Annotated in this window: 14 protein-coding genes and 1 pseudogene; 5 read left to right on the top strand and 10 right to left on the bottom strand. The window is 70.7% G+C overall.

Annotated features, from left to right (window positions below):
* Nucleotides 1-318: 318 nt before the first annotated feature.
* Nucleotides 319-2,478, bottom strand: a complete 2,160-nt coding sequence (locus BKD26_RS33610) for a RecQ family ATP-dependent DNA helicase (protein WP_084906130.1) — start codon at nucleotides 2,476-2,478, stop codon at nucleotides 319-321.
* A 198-nt stretch (nucleotides 2,479-2,676) separates the two neighbouring features.
* Here BKD26_RS33610 and BKD26_RS33605 point away from each other — a divergent pair.
* Together BKD26_RS33605 and BKD26_RS33600 are read left to right on the top strand one after the other, a co-directional pair.
* Nucleotides 2,677-4,461 (top strand): annotated as a pseudogene (locus tag BKD26_RS33605) (helicase-related protein); the annotation flags it as partial.
* Between the two features lie 217 nt (nucleotides 4,462-4,678).
* Nucleotides 4,679-5,308, top strand: coding sequence for a hypothetical protein (locus tag BKD26_RS33600; RefSeq protein WP_084906102.1), 630 nt, complete (start codon nucleotides 4,679-4,681; stop codon nucleotides 5,306-5,308).
* A gap of 540 nt (nucleotides 5,309-5,848) precedes the next feature.
* Here BKD26_RS33600 and BKD26_RS33595 read toward each other — a convergent pair.
* The 3 genes from BKD26_RS33595 to BKD26_RS33585 all read right to left on the bottom strand — a co-directional run bounded on the left by BKD26_RS33595 (nucleotide 5,849) and on the right by BKD26_RS33585 (nucleotide 8,105).
* Nucleotides 5,849-6,496 (bottom strand): hypothetical protein, encoded by a 648-nt coding sequence (locus BKD26_RS33595; protein WP_084906100.1) that lies wholly within the window; start codon nucleotides 6,494-6,496, stop codon nucleotides 5,849-5,851.
* Between the two features lie 128 nt (nucleotides 6,497-6,624).
* On the bottom strand, nucleotides 6,625-7,335 hold the full coding sequence (locus BKD26_RS33590) for a ribonuclease HII (RefSeq protein ID WP_084906098.1): 711 nt from the start codon (nucleotides 7,333-7,335) through the stop codon (nucleotides 6,625-6,627).
* A gap of 143 nt (nucleotides 7,336-7,478) precedes the next feature.
* Nucleotides 7,479-8,105 carry a TetR/AcrR family transcriptional regulator gene (locus tag BKD26_RS33585; RefSeq protein WP_084906096.1) on the bottom strand — a complete coding sequence of 209 codons (627 nt, stop codon included), beginning with the start codon at nucleotides 8,103-8,105 and terminating at the stop codon, nucleotides 7,479-7,481.
* Nucleotides 8,106-8,241: 136 nt separating this feature from the next.
* Here BKD26_RS33585 and BKD26_RS33580 point away from each other — a divergent pair, with 136 nt between their 5' ends.
* Nucleotides 8,242-9,804, top strand: a complete 1,563-nt coding sequence (locus BKD26_RS33580) for an MFS transporter (RefSeq protein WP_084906094.1) — start codon at nucleotides 8,242-8,244, stop codon at nucleotides 9,802-9,804.
* A gap of 49 nt (nucleotides 9,805-9,853) precedes the next feature.
* Here the strand turns inward: BKD26_RS33580 and BKD26_RS33575 are convergent, their stop codons facing one another.
* The 4 genes from BKD26_RS33575 to BKD26_RS33560 all read right to left on the bottom strand — a co-directional run bounded on the left by BKD26_RS33575 (nucleotide 9,854) and on the right by BKD26_RS33560 (nucleotide 14,121).
* Nucleotides 9,854-11,491, bottom strand: a complete 1,638-nt coding sequence (locus BKD26_RS33575) for a DUF4173 domain-containing protein (protein WP_084906091.1) — start codon at nucleotides 11,489-11,491, stop codon at nucleotides 9,854-9,856.
* A gap of 328 nt (nucleotides 11,492-11,819) precedes the next feature.
* Nucleotides 11,820-12,734 (bottom strand): ADP-ribosylglycohydrolase family protein, encoded by a 915-nt coding sequence (locus BKD26_RS33570; RefSeq protein WP_084906089.1) that lies wholly within the window; start codon nucleotides 12,732-12,734, stop codon nucleotides 11,820-11,822.
* 13 nt (nucleotides 12,735-12,747) lie between these two features.
* Nucleotides 12,748-13,407 (bottom strand): histidine phosphatase family protein, encoded by a 660-nt coding sequence (locus tag BKD26_RS33565; protein ID WP_084906087.1) that lies wholly within the window; start codon nucleotides 13,405-13,407, stop codon nucleotides 12,748-12,750.
* A 108-nt stretch (nucleotides 13,408-13,515) separates the two neighbouring features.
* Entirely contained in the window at nucleotides 13,516-14,121 is a 606-nt protein-coding gene (locus BKD26_RS33560) for a YdbC family protein (protein WP_084906084.1), read from the bottom strand.
* A 122-nt stretch (nucleotides 14,122-14,243) separates the two neighbouring features.
* Between BKD26_RS33560 and BKD26_RS33555 the strand changes: the two genes are divergently transcribed.
* Entirely contained in the window at nucleotides 14,244-15,203 is a 960-nt protein-coding gene (locus tag BKD26_RS33555; RefSeq protein WP_084906083.1) for a DUF1152 domain-containing protein, read from the top strand.
* Nucleotides 15,204-15,278: 75 nt separating this feature from the next.
* Nucleotides 15,279-15,809: a TerD family protein gene (locus tag BKD26_RS33550; RefSeq protein WP_084906081.1), complete on the top strand. Its 531-nt coding sequence runs from the start codon at nucleotides 15,279-15,281 to the stop codon at nucleotides 15,807-15,809.
* An 83-nt stretch (nucleotides 15,810-15,892) separates the two neighbouring features.
* Here the strand turns inward: BKD26_RS33550 and BKD26_RS33545 are convergent, their stop codons facing one another.
* A complete protein-coding gene (locus BKD26_RS33545) occupies nucleotides 15,893-18,781 on the bottom strand; it encodes a vitamin B12-dependent ribonucleotide reductase (RefSeq protein WP_084906079.1) in 2,889 nt (962 codons plus the stop codon).
* 153 nt (nucleotides 18,782-18,934) lie between these two features.
* On the bottom strand, nucleotides 18,935-19,447 hold the full coding sequence (gene nrdR / locus BKD26_RS33540) for a transcriptional regulator NrdR (protein WP_073755433.1): 513 nt from the start codon (nucleotides 19,445-19,447) through the stop codon (nucleotides 18,935-18,937).
* Between the last annotated feature and the right edge of the window lie 738 nt (nucleotides 19,448-20,185).

Raw genomic sequence — 20,185 nt, 5'->3', positions numbered from 1 at the left:
CAATCATTGACTGAGTTCACAGACATTCTGTCGATCACGACATTGTCCGGCTCCTGCCGCCCCTACACGGGCGCAGAATAGGCAATCAGGGAAGGCATCGAGCACCAACCGCGGCGAACGCTACGCCACTGAGGAGCCTCCGGCCGCGGCCTCGCCCAGCATGTGCTGCGCCATGTGCCCGCGAACCTCCGCTCCGTCCGGGGTGCTCGACGATCCAGTCGGCCGCACGACTCAAGCTCCGGTTCGAGCGCGAGATGGGCGGCCGTCGCGGCGTTTGACCACGCCAATGCCGACGTCGCCCTCACAGCGTGGGGAAGCTCAGCCCGCCGCAGCGAGGACCATCGGAAGGACCTGTGCACTACCTGCCTGGCGGAGTAGGCGGGCGGCGACTGCGAGGGTCCAGCCGGAATCGGTGTAGTCGTCGACGAGCAGGACGGGGCCGGAGGAGCCGGCCAGCGAGACGGCCAGCTCCTTGGAGACGGTGAAGGTGCCGGACAGCGCCCTGAGACGTTGGGCAGAGTTGCTGCGGCGTGCTGCATGCGCGCCGCTCGACCCGGCGTAGGTCAGAGTGCCGAGGTAGGGCAGGCGCCCGATGGCCGCGATTCCCTGGGCTAGGGAGCCGACCAGTTGCGGGCGGGACAGGGACGGCACAGCAACGATCCCCACCGGCCGGGCGGAGGCGTCCGGGACGTTCGGTGCCCAGCCACCCGGCGAGCGCGCCCAGTCAGCGAGGACCGCCACTGCGGCCTTCAAAACGTCGTCGGGGACCGGACCGTCGGGGGCGTTCTCGGCCAGAAGGGGGCGCAGGCGGTTGCCCCATCCGATGTCCGAGAGCCGGCCCAGGGCGCGTCCGGTGGAGCACTGCTCGCCGACGGGGATGCGGCCCTTGAGGTCGATGCCAAGGGCGGGCATGCCGGTCGGCCACATCCGGCGCGGCTCGACCTCCACTCCCGGGCGATCCAGTTCCTTCTCGGCCCCCGTCAGCGCCTCGGTTGAGACAGAAGAGCCGATCCAGGCGCCAGCACAGTTATCGCACCGGCCGCACGCAACCGCGCCTTCGTCGTCCAGCTGCTGGCGCAAGAACTCCATCCGGCACTGGGAGGCGCTGACGTAGTCACGCATGGCCTGCTGCTCCGCCGCCCGCTGCCGCGCCACCCAGGCATACCGCTCGGTGTCGTACACCCAGGGCTGCCCGGTGCTCTCCCAGCCGCCCTTGACCCGCTTGACCGCACCGTCCACGTCAAGGACCTTGAGCATCGTCTCCAGCCGAGTGCGCCGCAGATCCACCGCCGCCTCCAGGGCCGGCACGGACAGCGGACGCCCCGCGTCGGCGAGGGCCGTAAGGGTCTGGCGGACCTGGGCCTCGGGCGGGAAGGCAGTGTCGGCGAAGTAGCGCCAGATCGCCTCGTCCTCCTGGCCCGGCAGCATCAGCACCTCCGCGTGCTCCACCCCACGCCCCGCGCGGCCGACCTGCTGGTAGTACGCGATGGGGGAGGACGGCGACCCGAGGTGAATCACGAAACCGAGGTCGGGCTTGTCGAACCCCATGCCCAGCGCGGACGTGGCCACCAGCGCCTTGACCCGGTTCTGCTGCAGGTCGGCCTCGGCCTGGAGCCTGTCGGCGTTCTCCGTCCGCCCCGTGTACGAGTCCACCTTGAACCCGCGCTGCCGCAGGAAGGCTGTGGCTTCCTCTGCCGCTGCCACGGTCAGGGTGTAGACGATCCCGGAGCCCGGCAATTCGTCCAGATGCTCGGCCAGCCACGCCAGCCGGTGCGCCGCGTCAGGCAGCCGCACCACGCCAAGCCGCAGACTGTCCCGCTCCAGCGAGCCCCGCAGCACCAGGGCCTCGCCCGCGCCGGTGCCCAGCTGCTCGGCGACGTCCGCCGTCACCCGCGCATTCGCCGTCGCCGTCGTGGCCAGCACCGGAACCCCCGGGGCAAGATCCCCGAGCATGGCCCGCAGCCGCCGGTAGTCGGGCCGGAAGTCGTGACCCCAGTCCGAGATGCAGTGCGCCTCGTCGACCACCAGCAGACCGGTCGTAGCCGCCAGCTTGGGCAGCACCTGCTCCCGGAAATCTACAGAATTGAGACGCTCCGGACTCACGAGGAGAACGTCGGTCGCACCACTCTCGATCTCCTCGTAGATCGAGACCCACTCCTCCGGATTCGCCGAGTTGATCGTCCGCGCCCGGATACCGGCCCGCTCCGCCGCCTCCGCCTGGTTACGCATCAGCGCCAGCAGCGGCGAGACGATCACCGTCGGCCCGGAGCCACGCCGGCGCAGCAAAGCAGTGGCGACGAAGTACACCGCCGACTTACCCCACCCAGTGCGCTGCACCACCAGGGCCCGCCGACGCTCCTCCACCAGGGCAGCCACCGCCTGCCACTGGTCCTCCCGCAGCCGCGCCGAACCCCCCGGGTCGCCGACCAGCTCAGCGAGGATGGCATCGGCTTCAGCGCGGAGCTCCAGGTTGTCCATGCCCCCATGCAACCCGATGGGACTCACAATCGGCGAATCCACTCAGCGCAACAGATATCTCATGGAGGGTGGCGCCTGCCACGCACCGATCGAGGATAGCCAGGGGTGAGCGCTCGGCCACGACCACCCCCAACCGGAACGTTTGCCCAGGTCAGGGTGCCAGTTCCGCCTGGAATTTGAATGCCTTCCCAGTTCTGTAGCCCCGAGCGGCTCAACAACCCGGACTTCCGTGATCAGGTTCTGCCGCGGCTCGCCGCCGCCACCGGTCTGCTGGTGGTCGACGAGGCGCACTGCATCTCGGACTGGGGTCACGACTTCCGGCCCGACTACCGGCGGCTGCGGGCCATGCTCGGGGATCTTGCCCCGGGGGTTCCGGTGCTGGCCACGACGGCGACGGCGAATGCGCGGGTGACGGCGGACGTCGCCGAGCAGCTGGGCACCGGCGCGGGCACGGACGCGCTCGTCCTGCGCGGCCCGCTGGACCGGGAGAGTCTGAGCCTGAGCGTGCTCCAGCTGCCGGACGCGGCACACCGCCTCGCCTGGCTGGCCGACCACCTCGGGGAGCTGCCCGGCTCGGGGATCATCTACACGCTCACGGTCGCGGCGGCGGAGGAGGTGACCGCCCATCTGCGCCAGTGCGGCCACATCGTGGCCTCGTACACGGGCCGCACGGAGAACGCGGACCGTCAGCAGGCCGAGGAGGACCTGCTGGCCAACCGGGTCAAGGCGCTGGTGGCCACGTCAGCGCTGGGCATGGGGTTCGACAAGCCGGACCTGGGCTTCGTCGTGCACCTCGGCTCGCCCTCCTCCCCCATCGCGTACTACCAGCAGGTGGGACGCGCCGGCCGTGGCGTGGAGCATGCGGAGGTGCTGTTGCTGCCGGGCAAGGAGGACGAGGCGATCTGGCAGTACTTCGCCTCGGTCGCCTTCCCGCCCGAGGAGCAGGTGCGCCGCACCATCGATGTGCTCGCGCACGCCGACCGGCCGCTGTCGCTGCCGGCCCTGGAGCCCCTGGTCGAGCTGCGCCGCACCCGCCTGGAGACGATGCTCAAGGTCCTCGATGTCGACGGTGCCGTGCGCCGGGTGAAGGGCGGCTGGACCGCCACGGGACAGCCTTGGTCGTACGACTCCGAGCGGTACGCGTGGGTCGCGCGGCAGCGGGAGGCGGAGCAGCAGGCAATGCGTGAGTACGCGTCGGCGACGGGCTGCCGGATGGAGTTCCTGCGGCGGCAGCTGGACGACGAGGAGGCGGCTCCGTGCGGGCGCTGCGACAACTGCTCGGGTCCCCGGTTCGACGCCAAGGTGTCGGCGGCCGCGCTGGACGCGGCGCGCGGGGAGCTGGGCCGGCCCGGTGTGGAGGTCGAGCCGCGCAAGATGTGGCCGACCGGGCTGCCGGCGGCCGGGGTCGACCTCAAGGGGCGTATCCCCGCTGGTGAGCAGTCGTTCTCGGGGCGGGCGCTCGGGCGGCTCTCCGACATCGGCTGGGGCAACCGGCTGCGCCCGATGCTGGCGCCACATGCCGCGGACGGTTCCGTACCGGACGACGTGGTGGACGCCGTGGTGCGTGTGCTGGCCGACTGGGCCAAGGGGCCGGGTGGTTGGGCGTCCGGGGCGCCGGACGCGCCGCCGCGGCCGGTGGGGGTCGTCACCGTCGCCTCGCACAGCAGGCCTCGGCTGGTGGGCTCGCTGGGCCGGCGGATCGCCGAGGTGGGCAGGATGCCGCTGCTCGGCTCCGTCGAGTACGTACCGGAGGCGGCGGACGCCCGGATCTCGCGGACCAACAGCGCGCAGCGGGTGCTTGGCCTGCACCGGGCCCTGACCGTTCCGCCCGCGCTGGCCGAGGAGTTGACGTCGGCCGGTGGGCCCGTGCTACTGGTGGACGACCTTTCGGACAGTGGCTGGACGCTCGCGGTGGCGGCGCGGCTGCTGCGCCGGGCAGGAGCGGAGGGGGTGTTTCCGCTGGTCCTCGCCGTTCAGGGATGACGGGACGCGTCATCGGGGAATTGGCTGGGCAGGATATGAGTGCCATACCAGCCCATTCCAGGCAGCAGCCCCAATTGCTCGTTGCCGCTTGCCCGTTCCGCCAGCAAGAATTGGAATCCGCTCCCCGCACGGTCCGTTCGCGGTCCGGAAGGGCTGTGCCGGTGCGTCCCTCACTCGACCCTGCCCGCTCTGTGGGCGCGTATGCGAAGGGAGGACCGTGACCTTCGGATTCGCTTCGTCCGCAGCCACCTCGATCAGCACGCCCGCCGACTCCGCCAGCCGCCTCGCCCGAATGCTCGAACCCGCCGAGTGGGCGGCAGCCGGAATCCCGCTGCTCCGCAACCCGCGCGAGATCGTCAGCGGCCTGCACGCCCGCCACCGACCGACGCCCGCCACCGCTGTCGTCGCCGTCCTCGACCACGAGGAACGGCTGACCGCCAGTGCCTCGTTCGCACGCCGCCCCGTGCCCGCGGACGGCTGGGAGTTCCGCAACTCCCTGCTCGCGCACCTCCGCAGGGTCATACCGCACGACCTGCGGCGCCGCACTCCGGTGCGTACCGCCGTCCTGCTGTACTGCCGTGACGGCGACGAGCGGTGGACGGAGGAGGACGGTGCGTGGATGTGGGGGCTGCGGGACGCCTGCACCCTGCACGGGCTGCGCTGCGGCGCGTACATCACGCTGACCCGCGGCGGCTGGCAGGTGCTGGGCGAGGGCCGGGGTGGCCGACGCCCGCACTCGGCCTCGACGCCCGGCGACCTGGCGGACGCCTCGGCCGACGAGACACTGCCGGCCCCGCGCACCGCGAGCGGCGCGGCGGAGCCGTTGCGCCGTACAGCGGCCCGCTGACGCGCCGGCACGGAACAGACCGGTACGACGAACCGCTGACGAGCCGCCCCCTGCTGCGACCGGCCCGCAAAGGCCGGTCACGGTGGCCCGGACGATGCCCGGTCAGGGCCTGGGGTCCCGTCGCGGCCACGGCACACGGCACACGGCACACGGCGTACGGTCACGTGGACGCCACCCGCACGGCCACGGCACACGGCCGCAGCGGACGGTCGCCTGTCACGCCACGCGCACGGCCATGGCGTACGGCCGCGGTGCGCCGTCATGGCGTACGGCCACAGTGCACGGTCACGGCACACGGTGACGGGCAAGGCGCCCGATCATGGCAACCGGCCATGTGGCCGGTCACGCAGCCGCCGCGCGGGCGGTCGGCAGCCGACCGGCCCGGGGACCCGCCCGGCACCCAACGCCCCGCCACCATCACCACACCACCCACAGCGACCGGCCATGCCGAACCGCCGCATGGGCCGGCGGCCCTGGCACCGGCGCCCCGGAATGGGGCGACGCAGTGCCAGGCGTGGGCTCCTGGCGAGGCCGTACGGCTCAGACTCCGGCGCCGAGCACGGAGTTGATCCGCTGCGGGTCGCCGCACACGATCAGCAGCGCGCTCGCCCGGGCCAGCGCCGCCGGCAGGGCGCGGGCAGCCGCGTCGTCGCCGCCGCCGTTGACCGCGACGACCACCACCGGGCGGGCCGACGCGCGCTCCACGGCGGCCGCGTCCGCGAAGAACACGTCGTCACGGGCGTCGTGCTGCGCCCAGTAGGACGCGTCGCCGAAGGACAGCTCGTGGGTTGCCCACGGGTGCTGCTCCCCGGTGGTCAGGACGAGGATGTCGCCCGGTGTACGGCCGGTCTCGAGCAGCAGGTCGACCGCCTCTTCGGCGGCGTCGAGCGCGCCGTCCGTGGGAGCGGGGATCATCTGGACCTGCGGTTGGGTCGGCGACGAGGACCGCGGCACGGAACGATTCTCCGGCCGGGGCGTCGGGGGCTGCGTCGCACTTGTGTGCTGGCGCGGCGACACCGGAGGCGTGGGCCGGGCCGGGCCGGGGCCAGGACGGCCGGGACGCGGCGAGGCCGCGGAACGCGGACCGGGTACGGGTCGGGGGGTCGACGCGGGGCGGCCGGCGGCCGGAGTGGCGCGGGGACCCTGGGCACTCTCGTGAATCTGAGGCTCCTCGGGGATGAGAGGCATAACTGGATGTCTATCAAACGCCGGTGCGAGTGGCACCGGCGGGTGGCGCATACATGCGACGCGTACGGATGACGCATACACGCGACGCTTACATGCGGCCTGCTGTTGGGCGGGGAGCTGCCGGGCGTTCAGAAGTCGAAGCCGAGTTGGCCCCCGCTTTCCAGTTCGGCCGCCTCCGCGGAGATGCGGATCTTCTTGAGGTGCCGCCACTGGGGCAGCGCGTCGAGGTACGACCAGCTCAGCCGGTGGTACGGCGTGGGGCCCCATTCCCGGAGGGCCGCTTTGTGCACCGGGGACGGGTAACCGGCGTTGTCGCCGAAGCCGAAGACTGCGTACTGGGCGGACTCCGCCGCCAGCTCGGCCATCATCGCGTCCCGCCGCACCTTGGCAAGCACCGAGGCCGCCGCGACCGCGATACAGGACTGGTCGCCCTTGATCACCGTACGGACCCGCCACGGCCGGCCCAGGTAGTCGTGCTTGCCGTCCAGGATCACCGCGTCGGGGCGGACGGGAAGGGCGTCCAGGGCGCGGCCGGCGGCCAGCCGCAGTGCCGCGGTCATCCCGAGCTCGTCGATCTCCTCCGGAGAGGCGTGCCCGAGAGCGTGCGAGGTGACCCACTTCTCCAGCTCCTCGGCCAGCTCGGCGCGGCGCTTGGGGCTGAGGAGTTTGGAATCGGTCAGTCCGACGGGTGGTCGGCGCAGTCCGGTGACAGCGGCACAGACCGTGACGGGACCGGCCCACGCCCCGCGTCCGACCTCGTCGACTCCGGCGATGATCTTGGCGCCGGTGGTCGCTCTGATCGAGCGCTCGACGGTGTGGGTGGGTGGTTCGTACGGCATGGCGCCAGACAGGTTACGCCGCCCGACCCCGCCCGCGATACCCGGATTGGGATCCTCATGCCGGGCGGCGCACACGGCCGCATGCCGGGCAGCCGTCCGACGGGGAGCCCCGCCGCCCCGCGGGCGACTTCCGGCCGACCCCTTCAGCCGGTCGGCGGCCGCAGGAGCGGAATCATGACCCGGTCGACCATCTCCGCCATGTCCGCGTCGGTCCATTCACTCCCGCACATCTTTGATCGGTACATCATCATGGCCGGCCCCACGTCGACAACCATGGCGTCGGTCGCGTCGGGCCGGACGTCACCACGCTGGATTCCACGGCGTACGACCTCCCTCATGAGGCGGGTGGAGGGCTCGATCACTCCCTTGAGGATCAGCCCATGGAACCGTTCGGCTGTCACAGCATCGCATTCGTGAATCACCGAGCGGAGCGCGAGACCGGGCTTGGAGTACATCGCGTCGCGCATCCGGAGGCCGAGCCGGTAGAGGTCCTCCCGGACGCTGCCATGGTCGGCGGCCTCGTCGAACGTCGGGAGTCCGGTCTGCAGCGCTTCAGCGACCAGGTCCTCCTTCGAGGGCCAGCGGCGGTAGACGGCGGCCTTGCCCGTCTGGGCCCGGGCCGCGACACCTTCCATGGTCAGCCCGTTCCAGCCGACCGTACTCAACTGCTCCAGGGCGGCATCCAGGATCGCCCGCTCCAGTACGGCACCCCGGCGCCGCAAGGACACCGGCCGCGGCCGGGCGGCGGCCGACGAGCGCGTAGTAACCATCAACAACTCTCCATCGAGGCGGCTCGGTTGGCGACGGCAGCGGACAGTGAACGATTGCGTTCACTGACGGGGATTCACTACCGTTGGCGAGACAGTGAACGGCTGCGTTCACTAACTCGCTCATGGGGGATCCATAGTGACAACCTCTCCATTGGAGACACGGAGCAAGCCGGGCGCCGCCCGCCGGGAGGGGCGCCCCGGAATCGCCCTCACCGTCATCGCCGCCTGTCAGTTGATGGTCGTGCTGGACGCGACGATCGTGAACATCGCGCTTCCCCACATCCAGGACGCGCTCTCCTTCTCGACCACCGACCTCTCGTGGGTGCTCAGCGCGTACACCCTCACGTTCGGCGGACTGCTGCTGCTCGGCGGCAGGGCGGGGGACATCCTGGGGCGCCGCCGGGTCTTCATGACCGGAATCCTCATCTTCACCTTCGCCTCCCTGCTGGGCGGTTTCGCCCAGGAGCCGTGGCAGTTGCTCGCGGCACGCGCGCTCCAGGGGGTGGGCGGGGCGATAGCCTCGCCCACCTCGCTCGCCCTCATCACCACCACGTTCCCGGAAGGACCGGAGCGGAACCGGGCGTTCGGGGTCTTCGCCGCCGTCTCGGCGGGCGGCGGCGCGATCGGGCTGCTGGCCGGCGGGATGCTCACCGAGTGGCTCGACTGGCGCTGGGTCCTCTTCGTCAACGTACCGATCGGCGTGCTGATCGCCGTCCTCACGCCGCTCTACATCACCGAGTCGGAACGCCGTCCCGGCCGCTTCGACGCCGCGGGCGCGCTTACCTCGACGGTCGGCATGGCCTCCCTCGTGTACGGATTCATCCGCGCGTCCGAGGAGGGCTGGCGCGACACGCTCACCATCGGCTCCTTCGCCGCGGCCGTCGTGCTGCTGGCCGCCTTCGGGGTCATCGAATCGCGGGCGCGCGAGCCCATCACGCCGCTCAGGATGTTCGCCGACCGGAACCGATCCGGTACGTACGTCATCATGCTGAGCCTGTCCGCCGCCATGTTCGGCATGTTCTTCTTCATCGTGTTGTTCGTGCAAAACGTGCTCGCTTACAGCCCGATCGAGTCCGGGCTCGCCTTCCTGCCCGTGACAGTGGCGATCATCACGGGAGCGGGGCTCTCGCAGCGCCTCCTTCCGGTGCTCGGTCCGAAGCCGTTCATGGTGACGGGCGCGGCGATCACGGGCGTGGGGCTCTTCTGGCAGACGCTCATCTCACCGGACAGTTCGTACGTGGGCGGGGTCCTCGGTCCGATGCTGCTGTTCGGCTTCGGCATGGGGCTGAACTTCGTGACCCTGACGCTGACGGCCGTCTCCGGCGTCGCGCAGTACGAGGCGGGCGCGGCCTCCGGTCTGCTCAACGCCTCACAGCAGGTGGGTGGTTCCCTGGGCCTGTCCATCCTGGTGACGGTTTTCGGCACGGCGAGCCGGGAGGAGGCCGAGAAGCAGGTCCCGGCCTTCATGGCGGACGCCACTCCTCAGCAGCGGGAGCAGTTCGCGGCCACCCACGAACTCCCCCCGCCGTGGGGGCATGACGTGCTGACGGCAGGGATCTCGACGGCGTTCACGGCCGCGGTGGGCATGGTCGGCGTGGCGCTGCTCACCGCGTTGATGGTGATACGGGTCCGAAAGAGCGACCTGGAGGCGCTCAACGGCACATCGGCGGCGGCCGGACCGGTCGGGCCGGGGGTGTAGTCCGGGGGGTAGTCCCGGCCCGGGGTGACGTGCGCCGGCCGCCGGCCGCCTAGTAGTCGTGCTCGTCGAATTCGTCGTCGTAGCCGTTGCGCTGCGGTGTGCAGGAGTAGCCCGTGACCGGGACACCGCGCTTGTCGAGGATGTCCTGGGCACGGGTCTCGCCCCGGCTCACCGCGTACCAGGGCGTCTCGTCGGCGTCCAGGTTCCGCGCGATGTTCACGAGGGCGCAGGAGCGCAGGGGCTCGGGCAGCCGGTCGAGGGCGGGGACGGCGTCGGCCGACAGGCCGTCCAGATAGCCGATGTCGATCTTCCCGGTCCTCTCGTAGCGCTGTACGTTCCGCTCGGCGACGAGCCCGTCCGGCGACACGAGCCCGAAGGTGAGGACGCCCGCCGCCGCGCTCACCGCGACGGCGCGCGGCAGGTGCAGTCGGCGCGCGCCGAGAACACCGGCTGCCATGATCAGTACGATCACCAGGCCGAGCCACAGTTCCATGGCGGCCACCGAGACCCTGAGCCGGGTGAGCCCGTACGCGTCGACGTACAGATCCATGCGGCGCAGCGCGGACGCCACCACGACCAGGGTGAGCAGGCAGAGGGTGCCGAGGACGGAGCGGACCAGAGTGCGGTCGCGGGCGCCGTCACGGGGAGCCCAGCGGAGGGCCAGGGCGATGACGGCGAGGGTGAGCAGGGTGGCCCACAGGAGTTGCCAGAAGCCCTGGCGTGCGTACTCGGCGTAGGTGAACCCGGTCTGGCTCAGCACCTTCTTGTACCCGCCGAAGAGCACGGCGAGCTGGACGGCGTTGAAGACGGCGAAGAGCAGGTTGAGCACGATGAGCGGAAGCGCCCATTCGAGGCGGGCCCGGGGCCGGCCCGGGCGTGCCTTCAGGCGGTCCCATCGCAGCGGGGCGGCGGCCGTACGGGCGGCGGCGAGCGCGCCGACCAGTCCCAGGGCGAACAGGAGGGAACGCCAGGGCCCGTCGGTGACCGACACGTCCGGCGTCAGCGAGCCGAGCAGGTCGGCGAAGGCGGCGTCGGCGCCCGCGAACAGGGCGCCGAACACGATCAGCAGGCCCACGGCCACCCCGATCGTACGCAGCACCGGGCCCACCCGGCCCTGGGCGCCGCCGGTCCGCTGACGCAGTCCGCGCCAGGCCCAGACGAGGCCGGGACCGATCGAGTCGACGAGACCGATGGGGCTGAAGAGGATGCCGCGCCAGTTGCGGCTGCCGTGCAGGGCGAGCGACGCGAGGCCCACGGCGGAGACGACGGCGAGGAAGGTTGGCCAGCCCGCGTCGCGCAGGGCGGGTACCACCAGCAGCGCGAGGCCGCCCAGGCCCCAGACCACGGTCCAGGGGCGGGGGCGCCGGCCGGCCGCGATGGCGGCGAAGTAGGCGGTGAGGGTGGCCGGTACGGCGACGATCAGGAGGTTGAGGCCGAGACCGTCGCCGAGCAGGAGCGCACTGAGGACGGCGGTGGCCAGGGCCGACCAGAGCGCGGCGGCCGGTATCGGGGCGGGCGGGCGCGGACGGATGCGCGTCAGCCAGGTCCCGACCGGCGGCGGTGCGGCGGGCCGGAGCCCCGGCTGGGCGGTGGCCGGCCTCCCGGGCACTGTTCCGGCGCGGGTGCGGGCGTCGCAGAGGGCGGTGCCGGGGGCGTTTCCGGGGGCAGCGCTGGGTGCCTTCTCCATGGAAGGCGGGGCCTGCGGTTCTTGCGGTGGCTGTGGGCCCTCAGAGGCCGACGAGTCCTGGGAGGACTGCGGGGACTGCGGGGACTGCGGGGACTGCGGTGATGGCGACGGCGGTGATGGCGGTGATGGCGATGCGGACGGCGTGTCTGGCACGGGACCCCCTCCCGACCGGGGCCCGCACACGTCGAAGCGGCAGTGTCGTACGGTCCCGGTGTCTGGTCAGCGCGCGCTTGTCATGATCAAGGCGGCGGCGTGGCCGAAAGGGTAGCCCGGAAGCCGGGCTGTTCCTGTTCGTCCTCCGCCCTGTGGCAGGACCGTGACACTTCCGTCAGCGGCCGGCCGGACCGGCGGGCAGCCAGTCGGGCAGCGCCTCGGTCCGGTCCAGCCACTCGGCCGGCGGAGCCCCGGCAGCCGTGGCGGCCACCACTCCCCCGGCGATGGCGCACGTCGTGTCGACGTCCCCGCCGACCTGCGCCGTGGTCCAGAACGCCCGCTCGTAGTCGCCCAGCGCGCGGGCGGCCGACCAGAGCGCGAACGGCACCGTGTCGTGCGCACTCGTACGCCGACCGCTGCCGAGCACCGCCGCGACCGTCGCCGCGTCGCCGTAGTCGAGCATGTCCCGGGCGCGCCGCAGCCCCGCACCCACCGCGCTGCGCGGCACGAGCGCGACGACACCGTCGAGCAGCTCCTCCGGCTTGGGCGGCCCGGCCGGATCGGCCGCGAGGGCGGCGGCGGCCGCGACCGCCATGCATCCCACGACGGCTTCCCGGTGCTGATGGGTGGTGTACGAGGAGATCTCGGCCTGGTGCGTCGCCTGCTCCGGGTCGTCGGCGTACCAGGCGCCCAGCGGGGCGATGCGCATGGCGGCGCCGTTGCCCCAGGAGCCCTGCCCCTTGAACAGTCCGGCGGCCAGTTCCCGCCAGTCGCCGCCCTCGCGGATCAGCCGGAGCATCCGGTTGACGGCGGGCCCGTATCCGCGGTCGAAATCGTGGTGCTCGGCGAACGAGCGGGCGAGCGCGTCCTGGTCGATGCGGCCGTGCTCGGCGAGCACGGCCAGCACGGAGCAGGCCATCTCGGTGTCGTCGGTCCACTGCCAGGACCCGGGCGGCAGCTCGCGCCGCTTCAGCAGTGGATAGTTGGCAGGTACGAAGAACTGGGAGCCCAGGGCGTCTCCCACGGACAGCCCGCGCAGGCTGGCCAGGGCGCGGTCGAAGCGCCGGTCGGAAGAGGAATCAGCGGTCATCGCAACTGCCACTCTATCCGGTGGTGCCGTACGGTTCGGGGGTCCGCCAGCGCTCGAAGGGCCGGTCCAGCGTGTACCGCCCGTTCTCGCCGAGCAGCAGCATGCGGGTCTCACCGTTGCGCGGGTTGGACAGCGACTCGAAGTCCGCGACCGTCCAGTGGAACCAGCGCATGCAGAACAGCCGCATGGTGAGGCCGTGGGTGACCAGCAGGACGTTCGGCGGATGGTCGGGCGCCTCGAAGCTGCGGTGGAGGCTCTCCAGAAAGGCCCCGACCCGGTCGTACACGTCCGCCCCGGACTCGCCCTGGGCGAACCGGTAGAAGAAGTGCCCGTACGCGTCCCGGTACGCCTTCTGGAGCCGGACGTCGTCCCTGTCCTGCCAGTTTCCCCAGTCCTGCTCGCGCAGCCGCGGTTCCTCCCTGACCCGTACCAGGGCCGGGTCCAGCCCGAACAGCTGGAAGGTCTCGTGGGTGCGACGGTACGGCGAGATGTAGACGCTGACCCGCTCGTCGCCGAACAGTGCCCGCAGCCGCTCGCCCGTCTCCTCGGCCTGGCGCCGCCCCCGCTCGGTGAACCTCAGCGCGTGATCGGGCTCGCGTTCGTACACGGTGTCATCGTCATTGCCCTCCGATTCACCGTGCCGTACGAGAACGATGCGCCGCGGTCGTGCCATGCCACGACCCTAGATGGCCCGTACCGGCCGGGCTCAGCCGGCCAGGTGTCCGGACTCCATCCGGCGTACGAGCCGCCACGACCGCCCGCACGCGTGCGTGCCCCCGCCTCACACCGTCCAGGCCGCTTCCAGGTCCACGACGTCCCCCGTCAGCGCCGCCACGTCCGCCTCGATCTGCGCACGCAGCGCGAGCCGCTCCACGCGCTCCGTGCGGTACTTGCCGTGCTCGGCCGCCGACCGCCACATCGACAGGACCAGGAACTCGTTCCCCGGCGCTTCCCCGAACAGCCCCCGAAGCATCCCCGGAGACCCCGCCATGGCCGGGTTCCACACCTTCTCCTGCATGAGCGCGTAGTGCTCGACCCGCTCCTCGTGGATCCTGCTGTGCGCGACGCGGACGACGTCGGCGTCGGTGAAGCGGGGCTCGAACCCCGTCTTCACATCGAAGCGGTGGTCGAACAGCTTGACCTGTATGTCCTTGTACGTGCCCGACTGTGCGGCCGCCAGCCTGTCGTGCGAGCGCGCCATGAACGAATCGTAGAAGGGCCGGCTCTCCCAGAAGGCGAAAACATGGGCGACACCGGGTCGGCTCCGGCTCCAACCACCGCCCTGCCCACGGAATCCCGGCTCACCCAGCAGCCCCGCCCACTTCCGCTGCCCCCGCTCGAACCCACGACGGTCCACCACGGTGCAGCGAATCCACTTGACCAGCACCGCGCCATCGTACGGCGCCGGGCGTGGCACCGGTCCCGGTCTCGCGCACTGCCCCCCCATCGGCCAACGGCCGTGGCACATACGTCCGGACGCGGTTCGAACGACCCCGGCACAATGACCGGATGACCGCCCTGCACATCAACCCCCTCTTCGCCCGCCTCGAATCCGCCGAACGCATCCTCATCGCGGGCGCCGGCGGCGGCTTCGACATCTACGCGGGGCTCCCGCTGGCGCTGTCACTGCGCCACCAGGGCAAGGAGGTCCACCTCGCCAACCTGGCCTTCAGCGCCGTGGAGGGCCTGCCCCTCGATTCCTGGCTCGCGCCCGACGTCGCCGTGGTCACCCCCGATTCGGCGCCGCATCAGACGTACTTCCCGGAACGCACCCTCGCCGAATGGCTGGCGCTGCACGGTTTCCCCAGCACCGTCCACGCCTTCGCGCGCGTGGGGGTCCAGCCGCTGCGTGCGGCGTACAAGGCGCTGATCGAGCACTACGGGATCGACGCGGTCGTCCTGGTCGACGGCGGAACCGACATCCTCATGCGGGGCGACGAGTCCGGTCTTGGCACCCCGGAGGAGGACTTGACCAGTGTCGCCGCCCTCGCGGGCCTGGATGTGCCCGAACGCCTCATCGCGTCGATCGGTTTCGGTGTCGACGCGTACCACGGCGTCAGCCATGGCCTGGTGCTGGAGAACATCGCCGCCCTGGAGAAGGACGGTGCCTATCTGGGTGCCTTTTCCGTTCCGCGTACGACACGTGAGGGTGCTCTTTTCGTGGACGCGGTCGCGCACGCGCAGAGCCGTACGCCCGACGTCCCGAGCATCGTCAACGGCTCCATAGCGGCCGCTGTCCAGGGCTCTTTCGGGGACGTCCAGTTCACCTCCCGTACCCGTGGCAGTGAACTGTTCATCAACCCCCTCATGTCGATCTACTTCGCCTTCGAGCTGGAGGGCGTGGCCCGCCGCTGTCTGTACCTGGACCGTATCGAGGACACGCATCTCATCCGTCAGGTGAGCAGCCGTATAGAGGCCTTCCGGGAGGAGGTCCCCCGGCAGCGTCCGTCACGCCGGATCCCCCACTGAGTCCGCGTGACACCATGGGCAAGGAGCTGTGTGCCACGGGCAGTTGGCCTTGCCCGTACGAGAGAGGGGAATCCCGTGAGCAGTGCCAACAAGGGGGTCGGCAAGGTCGAGGTGACACTCAAGTGGGATCCGAGCCCCGCGGGCGTCTCCGACCATGATCTCGACATCATCGCCGCCGTCTACCGGGCCGAGGACCCCTATGGCGCCCCGGTGTATCTGGTGCACTTCGGCAGCCGTTCGCCGGACGGGACCATCACCCTCCAGAGGGAAAGCCGCACCGGCCAGGGCTTCGGCTTCGACGAGGCCATGACCCTGGAGCTGAACCGCCTGTCACCGGCCTACGCGCGCGTGGTGGTGGGCGTGGCCATACAGCAGGGCGGCGGACGCACCACGTTCTCCGACATCACCAATGCCCTGGTGCTGGTGAAGGAGGGCTACCGGGAACTGGACAGCTACGACTTCGCGGACCTCCGCGATGCCACGGCCGTGACCGTGGTGGAGTTCTTCCGCGACGGTACGAGGGGATGGGGCTGGCGCCGTGCCGTGCGGGGTTTCGACGCCGACCCGCAGTCCTTCACGGAGCTGATGGGCGCGAAGCCGGCCTGAGCCGCGCATACAGAGCGGGAGAGTCGGAACGAACGTCCGGCTCTCCCGCTCTGCTCAGTCAGTCAGCACCCGTGCGTCAGCCGTCAGCTGCAGCCGCTGGTCGAGCCGCAGCCCTCGCAGATGTAGCAGGAACCGGCCCGCTGCATCTTCGTACCGCACGAGAAGCACAGCGGCGCGTCCGCGCTGATGCCCAGTTGCATCTCGACGAGCTCCGCCGAGGTGTGCGCCTGCTGGGGCGCCGGTGCCTCGGCCTTCGGCGCGGCGGCCACGGCCTTCGGGGCCTCCTGCTGGCGCGGGGCGGACTGGGCCAGGCCCTCGACGTCCACCTCGTCGTCGGCCGGCTCGTACGAACCGGTCTCCAGGTGGCGCTGACGCTCCTCGGCCGAGTGGATGCCGAGCGCCGAGCGGGTCTCGAAGGGCAGGAAGTCCAGCGCCAGGCGGCGGAAGATGTAGTCGACGATCGACTGCGCCATCCGCACGTCCGGGTCGTCCGTCATGCCGGCCGGCTCGAAGCGCATGTTGGTGAACTTCGAGACGTACGTCTCCAGGGGCACGCCGTACTGGAGACCGACCGAGACGGCGATGGAGAAGGCGTCCATCATGCCGGCGAGCGTCGAGCCCTGCTTCGACATCTTCAGGAAGACCTCGCCGAGACCGTCGTCAGGGTAGGAGTTGGCGGTCATGTAGCCCTCGGCGCCGCCCACCGTGAAGGAGGTGGTGATGCCGGGACGGCCCTTGGGGAGGCGCTTGCGGACGGGGCGGTACTCGACGACCTTCTCGACCGCCGCGCGGATCGTCTCCTCGGCCTTCTCGGTGACCTCGGCCTTCTCCTGCTCCTTCTTCTTCGCGGAGAGGGGCTGGCCGACCTTGCAGTTGTCGCGGTAGATGGCGAGCGCCTTGACGCCCATCTTCCACGCCTCGAAGTAGACCTCCTCGACGTCCTCGACAGTGGCCGTCTCGGGGAGGTTGACCGTCTTCGAGAGCGCGCCGGAGATCCACGGCTGGATGGCGGCCATCATGCGGACGTGGCCCATCGCGGAGATGGAACGCTCGCCCATGGCGCAGTCGAAGACCTCGTAGTGCTCCTGCTTGAGGCCGGGGGCGTCGATCACATTGCCGTGCTCGGCGATGTGGGCGACGATCGCCTCGATCTGCTCCTCCTGGTAACCCAGGCGGCGCAGCGCCTGCGGCACGGTGCCGTTGACGATCTGCATCGAGCCGCCGCCGACCAGCTTCTTGAACTTGACCAGCGCGAGGTCGGGCTCCAGGCCGGTGGTGTCGCAGGACATCGCCAGACCGATGGTGCCGGTCGGGGCGATCACGGAAGCCTGGGAGTTGCGGAAGCCGTTCTTCTCGCCGAGGCGGAGCACGTCCTGCCAAGCTTCCGTGGCGGCGGCCCAGATCGGCGTGTCCAGGTCGTCCATGCGGACGGCCTTGGCGTTGGCGTCGGCGTGCTGCCTCATGACGCGCTTGTGCGGCTCGGCGTTGAGGGCGTAGCCGTCGTACGGGCCGACGACCGCGGCCAGCTCGGCGGAGCGGCGGTACGAGGTGCCCGTCATCAGCGAGGTGATGGCGCCGGCGAGCGCACGGCCGCCGTCGGAGTCGTACGCGTGGCCCGTCGCCATCAGCAGGGCGCCGAGGTTGGCGTAGCCGATGCCCAGCTGGCGGAAGGCGCGGGTGTTCTCGCCGATCTTCTGGGTCGGGAAGTCCGCGAAGCAGATGGAGATGTCCATCGCGGTGATGACCAGCTCGACGACCTTGGCGAAGCGCTCGGACTCGAACGACTGGTTGCCCTTGCCGTCGTCCTTCAGGAACTTCATCAGGTTCAGCGAGGCGAGGTTGCACGAGGTGTTGTCCAGGTGCATGTACTCGCTGCACGGGTTCGAGCCGTTGATGCGGCCGGACTCCGGGCACGTGTGCCAGTGGTTGATGGTGTCGTCGTACTGAATCCCGGGGTCGGCGCAGGCCCAGGCGGCCTCGGCCATCTTGCGGAAGAGGGACTTGGCGTCGACCTCCTCGATGACCTCGCCGGTCATACGGGACGTCAGGCCGAACTTGCCGCCCTCCTCGACCGCCTTCATGAATGCGTCGTTCACGCGGACCGAGTTGTTGGCGTTCTGGTACTGGACGGACGTGATGTCGTCGCCGCCAAGGTCCATGTCGAAGCCCGCGTCACGCAGGGCGCGGATCTTCTCCTCTTCCTTGACCTTGGTCTGGATGAAGTCCTCGATGTCGGGGTGGTCGACATCCAGGATGACCATCTTGGCGGCACGGCGGGTGGCGCCACCGGACTTGATCGTTCCGGCGGAGGCGTCGGCGCCACGCATGAAGGAGACCGGGCCGGAGGCGTTGCCACCGGAGGAGAGCAGCTCCTTGGAGGAGCGGATACGGGAGAGGTTCAGGCCGGCGCCGGAGCCGCCCTTGAAGATCATGCCCTCTTCCTTGTACCAGTCGAGGATCGACTCCATGGAGTCGTCGACGGACAGGATGAAACAGGCGGAGACCTGCTGCGGCTGGGGCGTGCCGACGTTGAACCACACCGGCGAGTTGAAGCTGAAGACCTGGTGCAGGAGGGCGTACGCCAGTTCGTGCTCGAAGATCTCGGCGTCGGCCGGGGTGGCGAAGTAGTTGTAGTCCTCACCGGCCTTGCGGTAGGTCTTCACGATCCGGTCGATCAGCTGCTTGAGGCCGGTCTCGCGCTGCGGGGTGCCGACGGCCCCGCGGAAGTACTTGCTGGTGACGATGTTGACCGCGTTCACCGACCAGAAGTCGGGGAACTCGACGCCACGCTGCTCGAAGTTCACCGAGCCGTCGCGCCAGTTGGTCATGACGACGTCACGACGCTCCCACACGACCTCGTCGTACGGATGCACGCCAGGGGTGGTGTGGATGCGCTCGATACGCAGACCCTTGCTCACCTTGGATCCCTTGGTACGGGACCCTCGTGCCGGGCCGCTCGCCGTCTCTGTCATGCCGCCTCCCATATACGGGCAAAAACACCCTGAAGTGCCCAGATCTTCCCAAGGCACGGTTTCTGTCTGTTGTCACGGGCACCACGCACAGCACCTGTGACACGTCAATTGCCGCTCAGCGGCTGATCGCCGGTCGCTCGCCGGTCCGGACGATCAGTCGGCGGCGACCGCGGGAACCGGGACCTCTGGGGTCGCACCGGTCCCGCTTTCCTCCACGGGGGGCCGCCGCTCGCGGAGCTCCGCGATGGCGGCCTCGAAGTCTTCGAGTGAGTCGAACGCCCGGTACACGGACGCGAAGCGCAGGTACGCGACGAGGTCGAGCTCCTGCAGCGGGCCGAGTATGGCGAGTCCGACGTCGTGAGTGGTCAGTTCCGCGCTGCCAGTGGCACGCACCGCCTCCTCGACCCGCTGGCCGAGCTTCGCGAGAGCGTCCTCGGTGACCGGCCGCCCCTGGCACGCCTTGCGCACCCCGGAGATGACCTTGGTGCGGCTGAAGGGTTCCGTGACCCCGCTGCGCTTGATCACCATGAGGGACGCGGTCTCCACCGTGGTGAAACGGCGGGAGCAGTCGGGGCACTGGCGGCGGCGGCGGATGGCCGTCCCGTCGTCGGTGGTGCGACTGTCGACGACACGACTGTCGGGGTGCCTGCAGAAGGGGCAGTGCATCTCCCAACCCTCCTTCACAGCACGACTGAATAGCCTCGTCAAGGCCCGTCAGAGCCCCTCGAAGCAGCCACAAGCATAGGGGATGACCACACCCCCAACAGACCGGGGACCACAACTTGTGGGTGGCCGGGTCAATCCAACCACTAGATCTGGGGTCCAGCCGTCTTTTCGGCCCACGGCGCGTGTCGCGCACCCCGTCATCGCCGACCGGCCGAGAGCCTACGGGAGGGGCGCGGCGCCACGGATTCCGGGGGCGGGGTGACAGCCCGGGCGGCCTACCGGAGATCAGGCCGGGCCGCCCTCGGGTCACATCGGGCCGCCTCAGGCCACGTCGGGCCGCCTCAGGCCGCCTCAGGCCGCCGAGGGGATCAGCATGGGCGGGCGCCCGCCGGGCCGCCGCCGCGGAGACAGCGGCCGGGGCCGGAGGCCCGACTGGGACGCCCACGGACGACCGGGGACCACCACAACCGCCGGGCGCCGCCGGGCGCCGCCGGATGCCGCCGGGGTGCCCGGGGTGCCGCGCCCGGGGTGCCGCAGGGCATCGCCGGGTACCGCCCCGGGGCCTTTTCGGACGTCGCCGACGGTGCCGCCGGGCGCCGGCGCGGCGCCGCCGTGGAAGGCGCATCGGGACCGCTCGGTGGACCCGCCATGGAGACGGGTGCGGGTGCCGGCGGAATGACCCCGAAGTGACCGTGGAGATCACTGTGAAGATCACTGGGAAGATCCCCGCGGGGCCGA

It is taken from the genome of Streptomyces sp. CB03238, assembly GCF_002099185.1.
GTDB lineage: Bacteria > Actinomycetota > Actinomycetes > Streptomycetales > Streptomycetaceae > Streptomyces.
The sequence above is the reverse complement of the archived record's forward strand: the minus strand, read 5'-3'. Positions and strand labels throughout refer to the sequence as shown.

Excerpts from the sequence above, each read along its gene's own strand:
- BKD26_RS33555 (WP_084906083.1), top strand. The coding sequence starts at position 14,244 with ATGACCGCCCTGCACATCAACCCCCTCTTCGCCCGCCTCGAATCCGCC.
- nrdR (WP_073755433.1), bottom strand. The coding sequence starts at position 19,447 with ATGCACTGCCCCTTCTGCAGGCACCCCGACAGTCGTGTCGTCGACAGT.
- BKD26_RS33595 (WP_084906100.1), bottom strand. The coding sequence starts at position 6,496 with ATGCCTCTCATCCCCGAGGAGCCTCAGATTCACGAGAGTGCCCAGGGT.
- BKD26_RS33585 (WP_084906096.1), bottom strand. The coding sequence starts at position 8,105 with ATGGTTACTACGCGCTCGTCGGCCGCCGCCCGGCCGCGGCCGGTGTCC.
- BKD26_RS33570 (WP_084906089.1), bottom strand. The coding sequence starts at position 12,734 with ATGACCGCTGATTCCTCTTCCGACCGGCGCTTCGACCGCGCCCTGGCC.
- BKD26_RS33610 (WP_084906130.1), bottom strand. The coding sequence starts at position 2,478 with ATGGACAACCTGGAGCTCCGCGCTGAAGCCGATGCCATCCTCGCTGAG.
- BKD26_RS33545 (WP_084906079.1), bottom strand. The coding sequence starts at position 18,781 with ATGACAGAGACGGCGAGCGGCCCGGCACGAGGGTCCCGTACCAAGGGA.
- BKD26_RS33575 (WP_084906091.1), bottom strand. The coding sequence starts at position 11,491 with ATGGAGAAGGCACCCAGCGCTGCCCCCGGAAACGCCCCCGGCACCGCC.
- BKD26_RS33590 (WP_084906098.1), bottom strand. The coding sequence starts at position 7,335 with ATGCCGTACGAACCACCCACCCACACCGTCGAGCGCTCGATCAGAGCG.
- BKD26_RS33565 (WP_084906087.1), bottom strand. The coding sequence starts at position 13,407 with ATGGCACGACCGCGGCGCATCGTTCTCGTACGGCACGGTGAATCGGAG.